At 40.8% G+C, this 14252-nt stretch carries 7 protein-coding genes; all 7 read left to right on the top strand.

The features are described 5' to 3' along the window. Positions 1 to 123 precede the first annotated feature (123 nt). The 7 genes from ACNORC_RS00035 to ACNORC_RS00005 all read left to right on the top strand — a co-directional run bounded on the left by ACNORC_RS00035 (position 124) and on the right by ACNORC_RS00005 (position 13387). Positions 124 to 3060, top strand: coding sequence for a SusC/RagA family TonB-linked outer membrane protein (locus ACNORC_RS00035; protein ID WP_418333531.1), 2937 nt, complete (start codon positions 124 to 126; stop codon positions 3058 to 3060). A 14-nt stretch (positions 3061 to 3074) separates the two neighbouring features. After that, entirely contained in the window at positions 3075 to 4442 is a 1368-nt protein-coding gene (locus tag ACNORC_RS00030; protein WP_418333530.1) for a RagB/SusD family nutrient uptake outer membrane protein, read from the top strand. Positions 4443 to 4458: 16 nt separating this feature from the next. Further along, positions 4459 to 5286, top strand: a complete 828-nt coding sequence (locus ACNORC_RS00025; protein ID WP_418333529.1) for a hypothetical protein — start codon at positions 4459 to 4461, stop codon at positions 5284 to 5286. A 10-nt stretch (positions 5287 to 5296) separates the two neighbouring features. Further along, entirely contained in the window at positions 5297 to 6091 is a 795-nt protein-coding gene (locus tag ACNORC_RS00020; protein WP_418333528.1) for a hypothetical protein, read from the top strand. Between the two features lie 420 nt (positions 6092 to 6511). Further along, complete coding sequence (locus tag ACNORC_RS00015; RefSeq protein WP_418333527.1) at positions 6512 to 9643, top strand: SusC/RagA family TonB-linked outer membrane protein; 3132 nt, start codon at positions 6512 to 6514, stop codon at positions 9641 to 9643. A 28-nt stretch (positions 9644 to 9671) separates the two neighbouring features. Continuing rightward, a complete protein-coding gene (locus ACNORC_RS00010; RefSeq protein ID WP_418333526.1) occupies positions 9672 to 11288 on the top strand; it encodes a RagB/SusD family nutrient uptake outer membrane protein in 1617 nt (538 codons plus the stop codon). A gap of 122 nt (positions 11289 to 11410) precedes the next feature. Beyond that, positions 11411 to 13387, top strand: coding sequence for a putative porin (locus ACNORC_RS00005; protein ID WP_418333525.1), 1977 nt, complete (start codon positions 11411 to 11413; stop codon positions 13385 to 13387). The last annotated feature ends 865 nt before the right edge of the window (positions 13388 to 14252 follow it).

The following is a 14252-nucleotide window of genomic DNA, read 5'->3' as shown; positions in this document are numbered from 1 at the left end:
CTGAAATGTATTTAACCTGAAAAATTTTACTTAAAAAATTAACAATTAAGTTGTTATCTTCCTTTTGGTTTATTAAGAATTAATTATGATTTTTGGCGCTGGCTAATTCTAATAAATTACAAAATGAAAAAAAGATTAAGTGGAATCCTAACACTATTGCTGGTGTTAGTTGTGCAAATTTCCTTTGCACAGGAAATGGTCATTACCGGTACAGTGACTGATGATACCGGAATGCCTTTACCTGGTGTTAATGTTGTTATTAAAAATACCAACAGGGGTACCCAAACAGATTTTGATGGATATTACAGCATCAATGCGAATCAAGGGGAGATGTTGGTGTTTTCCTTCGTAGGTTTTGAGACTGCTCAACATTTGGTAGGAAGAACTACAAGAATTGATGTTACCATGAAGGTAGATGCTTCTGAACTTGAAGAAGTAGTAGTTGTAGCCTATGGTACCCAAAAAAGAGGTGCTATTGTTGGTTCGGTCTCTTCAGTAAATGCTGAAACAATAGAAGAAGTGCCTATCGCATCTTTTGATCAGGTACTTAAAGGGCAGGCTCCTGGTCTACACGTTATTTCAGGATCTGGACAACCCGGTAGTGCCGCAAAAGTTAGAGTTCGTGGTACTCACTCTATAAATGGAGGTTCTGCTCCCCTATATATATTGGACGGGGTGCCAATTACAGCTGCTGACTTTGCAACTTTGAACCCAAATGATTTCGAAAGTGTTTCCGTTCTTAAAGACGCGGCTTCTACATCTATCTATGGTTCCAGAGGTTCTTCAGGTGTTATCCTGATTACCACAAAATCAGGAAACTTTGAAACTCCTACCAGTATTCGATATACTACTCAGTACGGGGAGTCACAAATAGGGCAGAAGCGTTTCAACCTGATGGATGCTCCTCAAAAAATGACTTTTGAGAACATTCTTTCTCCAGGGAAATGGACAGATGCTGATATTGAAAATGCAGAATCAACTGACTGGACTGATTATTTCTTCAGAACAGGTACTACAAAGACACACAACCTCTCTATGAGCGGTGGTAGTGCTAAAACTCGCTTTTATACTTCCCTGGCATATTACGATCAGGAAGGTATTGGGATTAGATCAAACTTACAGAGGTTTACCTATCGTATGAACCTGGATCATAAAATGAATGACAGGATATCATTTGGTGGTAATATGGCTATGGGATATTCAAAGTCAAACTTTATTTCAAGTGAGGCTGGAATCAACCTTAACAACCCGTTTGCTGCTGCTTACTTAGCATTGCCTTATCAAAAGCCTTTCCGCGAAGACGGTTATTACAATGTAGGTGGAGGTTTAGTAGGAGGTAACTCCCTGGAAAACCTTAACAGGAACATAAATAAAGAGGCTGACCTAAAATTATTAGCCAATTTTAATGGTCAGATCGAGGTATTGAAAAATGTTACTGCCCGTGTTGATGTAGGTTTAGATTATATTGGAAGAACTCTTGAAGGCGCTTCAAGTCCTGAAACCTATTTTGGACAGAATGCCGGTTTTAGAGGAAATAAAGGTCATTATTCGTATAATAACCAATATCAGGCGAATATTAACACTATTACGTCTCTACGATATGACAATCAATTCGGTGAGTTACACAATGTATCTCTTGGACTGTTTACAGAATATTATAAGTCTCACTTCCAGAGAGGTAATTACACTGGATATGGGATAAACCCTAAATTGGTAGGATATGCAACCGGTATTACTCCGGGAGATGCTTCTAATGGATTTATTCCACAGGTAGGAGGAGCAGTTTCTGAACTTGGACTATTCTCTTACTTTGGAAATGCTAAATATAATTTTTCTGAAAAATACTTTTTTGAAGCTACTCTAAGACGTGATGCTTCTTCTAGATTCTCTGATGCTAACAAATGGGGTACTTTCTGGGCTGTTGGAGCTTCATGGAATATTTCAGATGAGGCATTCCTTGAAAATGTTGATTGGATCAATAATCTTAAGTTAAGAGGAAGTTATGGTACAACCGGTAACCAGGCTGGTATTGGTGCGTTCCAGGATGAAGGTCTTTATGGTACTACATCTTATGGAGGTATTCCCGGGATCATTGCCACTTCTGTTGGTAACGACCAGTTGAAATGGGAAGAATCTGCCAAGTTTGACGTAGGGGTTGATTTTGATTTCTTCAACGGAAGACTTGTTGGTGCAGTTGACTACTACATCGAGAACATTAGTGACCTTTTCATCAACCAGACACTTTCAGCATCTTCAGGATTTGGTTCAATAGATTCCAATGCCGGTAAAATGGAAAACAAAGGGGTGGATGGATTCTTAAAAGGGGATATCATCAGAACGCCTGATTATGGTTTCAGTCTTCATGGAAACTTTAACTATAACAAGAACGAAATTGTTGACCTTGGTCAGGAAGAAGAATATGAGTTAGGAACTTCTATTATTAGAGAAGGTCTTCCATTTGGATCTCATTATATAGTTGGATGGGCCGGTGTGAACCCTGCAAACGGGGAGCCGCTTTATTATGATCTTGACGGGAATATCACCAATGTGTATAGTGCTTCAAACAGTACTGCACAGTGGGGAAGTTATGAGCCGGTTTGGACAGGAGGATTTGGTGGAGAAGCCAGATACAAAGGATTTAGTGTATCTGCTTTGTTCACATTTGCTGAAGACTACTTCAGGTTCAACAACCAGTCTTTCTTCCAGGAAAACGTTAACTTTAATGCCTATAACCTTTCTACGGAAATGTTAACTATGTGGCAGTTCCCAGGTCAGGTTACCGATATTCAGGGAGCGGCGTATAACAGACAATTTACTTCAAAAGATATTGAAGATGCATCTTACACAAGATTGACAAACCTTACTCTATCTTACAGGTTGCCTACAGAATATCTGGAAAGAAATACATTGTTTGACGGAGTTCGCGTTTTCCTTATCGGACAAAACCTTTATACCTGGACAAGGTTTACAGGATTTGATCCGGAAGATGACAACAACATCGCTTCTTATGAGTATCCAACACCACGTACAATTACTTTTGGTGTCGACCTAACTTTCTAAAAAAATAAAATACTATGAAATATTTTAAAATCTCTTTTTTATTCGCATCGCTTCTACTCCTTGGGAGTTGTGACAATGCGATTGATGTGGCGCCCGCAGATGAGATCGTGGAATCTAACGCCATAACCAATGTAAAAGATGTAGGTGATGCTGTGATAGGTGTTTACTCAACAGTGTCTAATACCAGCGATCTTTATTGGGACGCTCTTTTTACTGATGAGTTAACCATTGCCCCTCAAAACAATGGTCAGGGAATTCAGGTTCATACCTGGTCTATCACCTCTGGTGAAGGAAATGGTATCTATGGTTCACATAGCACAACCATTAACCGGATCAACCGTGTTTTAGAAGCTATCGAGGGGATCACTGCCGATACTCCTGAAGAAGAAGCTTTACTTCAACGTTACAAAGGAGAACTTTTAGGTCTTCGTGCTTATTCACATTTCCAGATGGCTGTTTATTACACGCCTTCTATGACAGATTTGAATGCACTTTCTGTTCCATATGTTGACTACGTTGTAGTACTGCAAACTCCTAACCGAAATACTTTAGGAGAGGTTTTGGCAGGAATAAATTCAGATTTGGATCAGGCTCAAAGCTTGATACCTGATTCTTTTGAAGAAGTTTACTTCTTCAATGCTGACGCGATTACAGCTTTGCGTTCTCGTATTGCTTTATATACCCGCGATTATGCAGCTGCAATCAATTATTCAACTCAGTTGATCAACAAATATAGCTTGCCAACTATTTCTGAGTATCCTTTGGTTTGGACTGACGATATCGTGAAAGGACAGATCTTCAAATTAGCCAGAGTTGCAGGTGATGGAGCTGTGGGACAATTATTTAATCCAAACCCATCTCTTACTTACTTCAATCCTTCTACTAAATTACTTGAAGCTTACCAGGCAGATGACGTAAGAAAGGACGTATTCTTTGATGCCCAGAACAGGATCGTAAAATATCCTGGAACTGCTGCTGTTATCGGGTTGAACGACCTTAAAATCTTCCGTATTTCTGAGCAGTACCTTATTAGAATGGAGGCTTATTTAAGACAAAGTTCTCCAAACATAGCTGGGGCTGAGGCAGATTACAATACTCTTAGAAGAAACAGGATCCCTAACTACGTAGATGCTGATTTCACCACTTCAGCTGCTGCTATACCTCAGGTTCTGGAAGAGAGATACAGAGAGTTGGCTTACGAAGGATTCAGATTTATTGACCTGAAGCGAACTGCAAGACCTGTAGATCGTAATGACGCAGATTGTGAAGACCTGGCTGCAGATGCTTGTTTCCTTGAAGCATCAAGTTATCTATGGGCTCTTCCAATCCCGCAAAGTGAGATCTTTGTGAATGACGAGATGATTCAAAATCCTGGATATTAATACTAAAAAAGAAACCATGAAAAAAATTAAAATATATTCACTCTTTTTGTCGGCGCTGCTGTTGTTAGCTTCTTGCCAGGAAGAGGAAAAGCCGAACCTTGGGCGTGATACCCAATGGTTGCAATTTGGAGAGGCTTCCTATGTAGTTACCGAGAACTCGACAGATCCTCTTGTGGTGGATGTACTATATGGTGCAGAAACTAATCCAGATGGTGTGACTGTCAATTTTACAGTAGTTGGTGATAATCCATCTGCCTACACTATTTCTCCTGCTGATGGAACTTTAGAAATCCCGGCTGGGGAGTTTGTAGGTCAGATCACCATAACTCCAATTGACAATGCTGAAACTGACGGCAACAAGGAAATTACCATTTCTTTAGACAATGATGATATTCCTCTGGGAATTGCTGGTGAAGGTAAATTTAATACCGAAACTACCGTTACCATTACCGATAATGATTGTGAGCTTGACATGTCTTCTTTCGAAGGGACTTATTTGGCTAACGAGTTCGGATATTGCGATGGTTGTTATGAAGTGTCTATTACTTATGACGCTGCCAATGATGTATTGGTGCTTGATAACCTTTATGAAACAGGAGGAACTACCTACATAGGTCTTGATAATTCTGATCCAAATAATCCAAAGGTAAATTTCAGAAGTCGTGAACTTGGTGGTGTGCTTTATGTAAACTCTACTTATGGAGATGTATGGGCAACCAATCCTTCCGGAGGAAATCAGTCTTCCTTTAGAACTTGTGATCAATTTATGGACCTGGTGTTCAGAAGATGTGTTTCTGCCGGATGTTTTTCCGGAACTGTTCGTATTCAATTAACCAAAATTTAAACACTTGAAGATGAAAAAAATATTAAGTTTATTAGTACTGGTTTCATTGTTCATTACGTCCTGTAGTGACCTGCAAGAATACGAATTGCCATACGATCTTTCACCTACAACAGGTGTGACTTTGTCAACTAATGTTACTGCTGCCAATGCAGTATGCCCTGCGCCAACGGCTACTATTACTGTTGATTCTGAATCAACAGTGTATTACGTGGTGCAGCCTGCTGCAGATGATGCATTGACTTCAGATGATGTTTTTGACGACGGAAAGGAAGTGAACTTTACAACTGCTGGGTCAGAAGAGGTTGATCTTACAGGTCTTGCCCTGGGTGGATCCTATACCATTTATGCTGTTACTGTAAATGTTGACGGTACGAGATCTGAGGCTGTGACCACTACTTCTTTTACCATGCCTACTTTCTCTGAAGTGGTTGATCCGACTTTTGGACAAGATTATACAGGAACTGTCTACTACGGTACTAGCCCTTTTGAACAGTTTGACGTTACTTTAAGTAATGATGGTAGCTATGCTTTCTCTGCAGTTAGTTTGTGGGGAGATGCTATTGCCGGATTGACTGGCAATGCTGCATACGCAGGGATGTTCCAGTACCCAGGTGTAATCACCCTTGACGATGATTTCTCTCTAACTGTAAATAGTGAATCGGGCTACGCGCTTGGTGGTGCTGGTGAGTACGACTCTTGTACAGGTACGTTTACCTATGAGTTGTCAACAAGTCTATTTGATGATCCTGACACCGAAGAAGTAGAATCTCTTGAGGTAACAGTAGAGCTTGTGCCGGCTGAATAATCTTCAGTTCCAATAATTAATAAAACCGCCCCAACTGGGGCGGTTTTTTTTGCTTCATTTTGTTTTCCCTTGAAGACTTTTTCAGTTTGAACATAAAATTCTTTAAGGTAAATTAAAATTTAACACTTCTCCTTCTCCTTATTTTAAGATTGAATTTTAAATAATAAGGAAGGTCATTGTAATTCTGAAAAATTGGGAAATTGTGTTAAAATAAATAATTGAGCCAAAGCAGGTTACGAAAGTCAATTTCGAGTATTTCTTTAGTAAAAGGCTAGCAGTACTGAAGGGTTCGTTTGTTGCCGCTTTTTATGCGAAATTAGAATGTTTTCTTAAATTTTATCGATTAGGTGACTAAAATCTCTTGTAATTTTTGGAAATAATTAAGAATTTTGAAATCGGCTAATTCAAATAACTTAAAAAATGAAAGAAAAATTAAGTGGATTTCTAACACTTTTATTAGTGTTAATTGTGCAGACTGGTTTTGCACAGGAAAAAACTGTTGCGGGACAGGTGCTCGATGACACAGGTTTTCCATTAGTTGGTGTTAACGTTATTGAAAAGGGGACCGCTAACGGTACCCAAACGGATTTTGATGGAAATTATGAGCTTTCTGTAGAAGTAGGCGATATCCTGGTATTTAGTTACGTGGGATTTGTTACGAAAGAAATACAGGTTGGCTCTGCAGATGTTTATAATGTTACACTTGCGGTTGATACCGGAACTCTTGAAGAGGTAGTGGTAGTTGCTTATGGAACCACAACAAAAGAAGCTTTTACAGGTTCTGCTTCTGTAATTAAGTCAGAAGAACTGGAAATGAGGACTCTTACCTCACCAATTTCTGCTATTGAAGGTAATGCTACCGGGGTGCAGTTCCTTTCTGCATCTGGACAACCAGGTTCTTCCCCGGGTATCGTCATTCGCGGTGTAGGTACCTTAAATGGAAGCACCAGCCCGCTGTATATCGTGGATGGAATTCAATATGAAGGTGGTCTGACTACATTGAACCAGAATGACATCGAGTCCATTACTGTATTAAAAGATGCGGCTTCTACCTCACTTTACGGTTCGCGTGCGGCGAACGGAGTAGTTATGATCACTACCAAAAATGGTAGATTGGGCGCTGATCTTTCCGTGACTGTTAACTCACAATATGGAGTTATTACTAAAGCTATTGATGAATATGATGCCGTTACTCCCGGTCAATATTATGAATTGATGTGGGAGGGGTATAAAAACTCCCTTACAGGCCCGGACGCTGCAGCAGAAGCCTCGGCTACAATTTATAACCGTTTGGGTTACAACCCGTTCAATGTACCTAATGATCAAATTGTGGATGTAAACGGGCAGTTAAATCCAAATGCGCAAGTGATCTTTAAAGGACTTGACTGGTATGATGCTCTTGAACGCACCGGAAGCAGACAAAGTCATAATATGAATGTATCCGGAGGAGGTGAAAATCACAGTTTCTTCTTCTCCGCCTCTCATTTAGATGAACAGGGATATGTCATTGAAAGTGATTTCGAGAGAACTACAGGCCGATTAAATGGAGAGTTCACACCTACTAAATGGTTAACGCTGGGAGGTAACATGAACCTGTCTTTATCAACCACTAATGGTCCATCTTCCAGAGGAAGTTCCATTGCCAACCCATTCGGTTTTGCTAAAAACATGGGATCTATTTACCCTGTATATCTTGTTGATCCTGCAACTGGTGATTTTATTCTGGATGCTGACGGCAACCGTCAGTATGACCGTGGAGAAGGTTATCCGGATTATGGTATTGTTTCAAGACCAACAAATGTTGGACGTCATGCGATTGAAGAAGCGATCCTTAACAATGACGTTTCAGAAGTCAACAACTATGGATTTAGATATAAGGCAGGAGTTCAGATCATTGAAGGACTTGAAATGACCTTATTATATGGACGTGATATTAATGACTATATCAATAAAGAATACGAGAACAACCTGGTAGGGGATGGAGCACCTGCAGGACGGTACAGCGAATTAAGGTTCAGAAGAACTGTTGAGAACTTCAACCAGATCCTGAACTATGCCAAGTCACTTGAGGAACATAACTTCGAACTTACCTTAGGTCATGAAAGTTTTGACAGGCACTATTCTCAAATGAGCGGATTTAAGAATACCCAGACTGCGGTAGGTATTTACGAATTCGACAACTTCTCTACTATTTCTGATCTTTCAGGATATAGTTCAGATAAAACATTGGAAGGATACTTTGCGAGGTTGAACTATAACTTTGGAGAGAAATATTACCTGAGTGGATCTGCAAGAAGAGATGGTTCTTCAGTATTCAGCAAAGATGTGCGCTGGGGTAACTTCTATTCTGTAGGTGGAGCCTGGAGAATAGATCAGGAAGAATTTATGGATGATGTTGCTTTCGTGAACAACCTGAAACTTAGAGCATCTTACGGTGAAGTAGGTAACGACGACCTTCTTGATTTCTACATTTCTCAGCCACGTTATTCCCTCCTTCCAAATGCGGGAGAACCTGGAATTTTCTGGTCTGATCTTGGAAACCTTGGTTTGACCTGGGAGACTGTTGAAAGCTGGGATGTAGCTTTAGAATTTGCTTTATTCGATTTCCGTCTAGACGGAAGTGTGGAATTCTATAGAAGAAACTCTTCTGACCTGCTTTACAATGTGCCGTTACCACTATCAATGGGTCTTAGTGAAGGTCCTGCGAACATTGGAGACATGTACAACCAGGGTATCGAAATTGGTTTGAATGGTCGCGTTATTGAGAATGCAGATTTCCAATGGCAAATTGGACTTCAGGCCTCTACCCTTCAGAACAAGATCACCTTCCTGCCAGATCCTTTTGTAACCGGATCTAAAAGATGGGCTGAAGGTCGTTCCAGATTTGATTACTATTTGTATGACTATGCCGGTGTAGATCCAGACAACGGTGATGCGTTGTATTATATGTACGACGAGGATCCTGAAACCGGAGAAAATGTTCCTGTTTTAAATGAGGATGGAACTCACGCAACTACGAATGATTATAACGACGCAAACCGTGCTTACGTAGGTGCGAGTTCTGTGCCTGATCTAATTGGTTCTGTGAAGAACTCTTTAAGCTATAAGAACTTTGATCTTGATTTCTTGTTTACCTACCAGCTTGGTGGTAAGATCCTTGATTATGGTTATGCTGCTATGATGCACGAAGGTGAGTATGGAGAATCACTTCACCCGGACGCCCTAAAAGCGTGGCGTAGTCCTGGAGACGTAACAAACGTTCCAAGACTCGAAAATGGAAATCCTAACCAGTCTGTTTCTTTGTCAGATCGTTTCCTAACAGATGCTTCATACTTATCGCTAAGAAATGTAAATTTAGCTTACAATCTTGATGAAAACCTTAGAGATCAACTAGGTCTTGACAGATTACGCGTATTTGTATCTGGAGAGAACCTCTTCATGTGGGCTGAAAGAACAGGACTGGATCCTCAGTACAACCTGGCTGGTACACCTGCTGGTAATGACTATAATCCTAACAGAGTTGTCTCTGTAGGAGTAAATCTTGCTTTTTAAGAAAAAGAAAATTTAAAAATTTAGAAAAATGAGAATTAGATTTAAAAAATGTTTGTTGCTGCTTTCTGTGGCGGCAATGACTTTAAGTTGTTCGGAGGACTTCCTGGATACCGTGCCAACTGATTCGATCTCTGCCGAGGCGGCTTTGTCAACCCCGGAAAATATGATGTTGGTTTTGAATGGACTACACAGACAAATGTATGCTCAAAGTCCGCTGACTGGTGCTACGTGGAGTAGGACCGGTGAGAGCCATTTTCTTCCTTCTTTAGATGCTATTGGTGGAAGTATAATTCACTCTTCTCCAGGTAACGGATGGATGAGAGCAGATCTTCAATGGTTGAACCATACCAATCCTAACTCCACTACAGTGACAAACTTCTGGTTCCAGCGTTATCACTTTATTGCCAGCGCGAACTCCATTATCAATAAAATCGAAGAAGGAAGTTTTGCTCAAACTCCTAAGTTGAATAACATTCTTGGGCAGGCGTATGCATACCGGGCATGGGCATACCACAGACTGGTAACAACTTTTGCTAAAGGTTACTTGGTAGGGACCCCTTCAACAGATCCTGGTGTGCCAATCGTATTGGCAACAGAGCCACCTTATGATAGTGCTCCAAGAGCAACGGTGGAGGAGGTATATGTTCAAATCGAAAGTGATATCAATAATGCGATTGATTATTTAGCAGAAGCAAGTGCTCCGGCTAACAAATCTCACATCTCCATTAATGCTGCTCAAGGGATTAAGGCTCGGATAGCTTTATCTAAAGGAGATTGGGCTGTAGCAGCTGAAGCTGCGGCGAAAGCAAGAGAAGGTTATCCGCTACTGTCAGAATCTGAGTGGAAATCTGGATTCAACACCTATGATCTTTCCGAAGTAATTTGGGGAGGAAGGGTAATTGACAGTGAAACCAATTACTTCGCTTCATTCTTCTATTATGTGTCCCCAACTTTCAACGGAAGCCAGAACAGAAGTAATCCAAAGATCATCAGTTCTGAGTTGTACAACGAGATTCCTGATACAGACTGGAGAAAAGATGCGTGGTTGCCATTAGCTCCAAATACTAACCCTGCAGCTTCTAATGGTCAGGGTGGAAGTTTTGAATCTGATCCTAATTATGACAATGAAGATGATTTCTGGGCAGCCTGGCAAAATGTTGTTGAAACCTATGGTATGACTTATGGTCACAACACGCATCCTTATATGAATGTTAAGTTCCTTCAGAAGAACCCCGGTACGATTGATCCAGATGATGTGATCTATATGCGTTCAGCTGAAATGGTGTTGATCGAAGCTGAAGCACAAGCTATGATGAATGATATCTCAGCTGCACAGGAGACATTGGCTATTCTTGCTGAATCCAGAGACCCTGCCTGGGATAAATCGGAATTCGATACTCAGGAAAAACTAATGGAAGAGATCAAATTCCAGAGGAGAGTTGAATTATGGGGTGAAGGCTTTAGCTATCACGACCATATTAGATGGGATGAGCCTTTGGATATGTCTAATACAGGAGCTTCACAGGTTCTTTACCAGGATGGATTCTTCCAGGAAAGACCTTCTGTAAATGATGACTGGATCTGGAAGATCCCACAGGCTGAAATCGATGCCAACCCATATATTTCAGAAGGTGACCAAAATTAATTCACTTCTGTAAAGAATAAGATTTAATCATATTTCTTAAACCGCCCCAACTGGGGCGGTTTTTTTGTTTTATATATCCAGTTTAACGCATTTATCATACTTTTGCTTCAGTCCATTCAGGTATGAAACACTATTTTATTCTAGCCGGTTTACTTTTGATGCCATTCGTGGTTCTTTCGCAGATAGAGAGACCAAAGAAGCCTGTGAGGCAGAAAAATGAACGGCTCACAGAGCGTAATCAAAATACCGGGTTTCAGGATCAGGACCCTCAGCAGGATAGAAAAGAATCTTCCGTAGAAAAAGCGCCGATCAACCTGTACAAGATCATTTCTTTTGATCATGACACCACTTTTGTTGATACTTCCTTACATATATATAAAGACTACCGTTTCAATTATCTTAGGAAGGATAATTTCGGACTTCTACCGTTTTCCAATGTTGGCCGTCCCTATACCAGGCTTACCTATGACTTTGCTAAAGATGACGGGTTGCTTCCTGAGATGGGTGCCAGCGCCAGGCATGATGCCTTTATGGAAGTAGAAGATATTTACTATTACCACGTACCCACCCCTTTTACTGAGCTATACTTTAAGACCGTTTTTGAACAGGGCCAGACCCTGGATTCTTTCTTCACAATAAATCCTTCTGAAGATCTGAATATTTCGTTGGCCTATAAAGGTTTAAGATCACTTGGTATCTATCAGCATACCTTAGTGAGCTCCGGAAATTTTAGAGCCACCGTCAGTTATGATGGTTTCAAAGACAGGTATCACCTGCGGACACATTACGTGGCCCAGGATCTGCTCAACCAGGAGAATGGCGGACTGACCGACAGGTCGCTGCAACAGTATATTTTAAAAGATTCCGAATTTCAGGACCGGGCCAGACTTGATGTTAATTATGAAGATGCTGAAAATACCCTTTTTGGAAAGCGATTTTACCTGGACCATTCCTTTGATCTTATCAACACAGGAGATTCCATTAGTCGCAAAACGGTCAAAGTTGGACATAGGCTGAATTTAAGTGATAAAAAATACGTTTTTAAGCAGGCTGCCGCCAAAGAAATTTTTGGGCCATCTTTTGAAGAAGTTGAGATCTCTGATAAAACCGAACTCGAGACATTCGATAATGAAGTTTTTGTCAGCTTTCAAAATCCCCTTTTAGGAAAGTTAGAGGCAAAGGCCGGTTACGAGCACTATAACTATGGGTATAATGCGGTGCTGGACCTGGAAAGTGGTTTCATCCCAAATCGTTTGACAGGAAATATCCTTTCGCTAGGAGGGGAATACGAAAATCAGCTGGGAGCATTTCTTGTTGCTGCAAGGGGAGAAATGAATCTTTCCGGAGACTTTGATGGGTATGATCTTGAGGCCTCTGCAGGCTATCTTTTGAGTAAAGATATAATGGCTGTAGTGGGTGCAGAAGTTCAGGACCGGGCTCCAGATTTCAATTACGTGTTGTACCAGAGCGATTATATCAATTACAACTGGCGTAATGATTTTTCCAATCAGAATCTTCAGCAACTCAGCTTGTCTCTAGTCGCACCCAGCCTGGTGAACGTAAAAGCAGATTATTCCCGAATAGGGAATTACACCTATTTTGGAACGAACGAAGAAGGCTTTGTCAAACCGTTTCAATACGATGGGGATGTAAATTACCTGCGGGTGAAGGCACAGCGGGAGTTCACTTTTGGGAAGTTTGCTTTTGACAACACCATATTATACCAGACGGTTCTTAATGGCGGTGAGGTTCTCAATATCTCCAATTTCGTTACCAGAAATTCATTTTACTTCAGTGATCACTGGTTTAGAAAGGCGCTGTTTCTTCAAACCGGCTTTACCGTGAATTATTTTCTCGATTACTATATGGATGCGTATGATCCCGTGCTTGCTGAATTCTATGTGCAGAAGGACCAGGAGCTGGAGGGATTAAAAGGCTTGGACTTTTTCTTTAACGGAAAGATCAGGCAAGCCAGGATCTTTTTCAAGCTTCAAAGACTGGATGCTTTACTTCTGGGGAATAACAACTTTGCTGCTCCCGGATATCCTTATCGGGACTTCGCCATAAGGTTCGGCCTTGTCTGGAATTTTTTCATGTAATTTTTTCTGGCGTTACTTCTCCCGCTTCAGCGGGATAAGTCGCGTGTTCCGCTGTATCCCTGATGGCTATCAGGGGATGCCGCTTCACCCGCTAACGCGAAACGAATTACGAAGGAAGAAGTACGAGGTTAGAAGTTTGGGTTGGAATAAAGAATAGTGTCTTATTTCCCATTCTTCAGTTTGCTATTCTAACTTCTACCTTCGTAAATCTAACTTTTTATTTTCTGTCAAAAATGTCATTTTCAGCACCTTATAATGGGGGCTTAAAAAAAGGGTAAAAAAGTTTGATTAGGGACTTGCGGGAATGGAAAGTGGGTGTATATTTGCACCCGCTTTGAGAAACAACAAACGGTAAATGTACCGCCAGTTGTGAGCCCAGCAGGGGTGAAGCTTGAAAGCGAAAAACGGTCCTTGAAAAAAGTTTGAAATTTTGTTTGTTTTGTACGGGAAAAAGGTTGTAAGTTTGCATCCCCTTAGTCATCCGAAGCTTTAGCGAAGGATGAGCCGTTCTCAACTAAAAAGCTTCTTCGGAAGCTTTGAAAAAAAATAAAATTTTTTTCTTGCGAGTTTTAAAATCGGTTGTATATTTGCAGCCGCTTAGAACAGGAGCGAAGTTCATTAAGAAGTACTGAATAATAAAGATCCCGGGAGGGCATATCAGAAGAGGTTCAACTCCTTTTATCTTACCGAGAAACATCCTTCCGAATACGGAATGATCCTCACCCTTTAGGGGGAGGTGCCGAAGACGGAGGGGGTGATGTTCATTGACATATTGAATTGACAGCGCGTATCATATTAGCGATAATATGATAAGCAAAATAAGAATTAAGACTAGAAAACGTCTTTGAGCTTTACCCTGAACTTG

It is taken from the genome of Salinimicrobium soli, from assembly GCF_048323655.1.
Taxonomy (GTDB): Bacteria; Bacteroidota; Bacteroidia; order Flavobacteriales; family Flavobacteriaceae; genus Salinimicrobium; species Salinimicrobium soli.
Note: the sequence above shows the minus strand (reverse complement) of the source record. Positions and strands in the feature narration are given on the sequence as shown.

Bases quoted from the DNA above. Each gene is read 5' to 3' on its own strand.
- ACNORC_RS00035 (WP_418333531.1), top strand. From the start codon at position 124: ATGAAAAAAAGATTAAGTGGAATCCTAACACTATTGCTGGTGTTAGTT.
- ACNORC_RS00010 (WP_418333526.1), top strand. From the start codon at position 9,672: ATGAGAATTAGATTTAAAAAATGTTTGTTGCTGCTTTCTGTGGCGGCA.
- ACNORC_RS00005 (WP_418333525.1), top strand. From the start codon at position 11,411: ATGAAACACTATTTTATTCTAGCCGGTTTACTTTTGATGCCATTCGTG.
- ACNORC_RS00020 (WP_418333528.1), top strand. From the start codon at position 5,297: ATGAAAAAAATATTAAGTTTATTAGTACTGGTTTCATTGTTCATTACG.
- ACNORC_RS00015 (WP_418333527.1), top strand. From the start codon at position 6,512: ATGAAAGAAAAATTAAGTGGATTTCTAACACTTTTATTAGTGTTAATT.
- ACNORC_RS00030 (WP_418333530.1), top strand. From the start codon at position 3,075: ATGAAATATTTTAAAATCTCTTTTTTATTCGCATCGCTTCTACTCCTT.
- ACNORC_RS00025 (WP_418333529.1), top strand. From the start codon at position 4,459: ATGAAAAAAATTAAAATATATTCACTCTTTTTGTCGGCGCTGCTGTTG.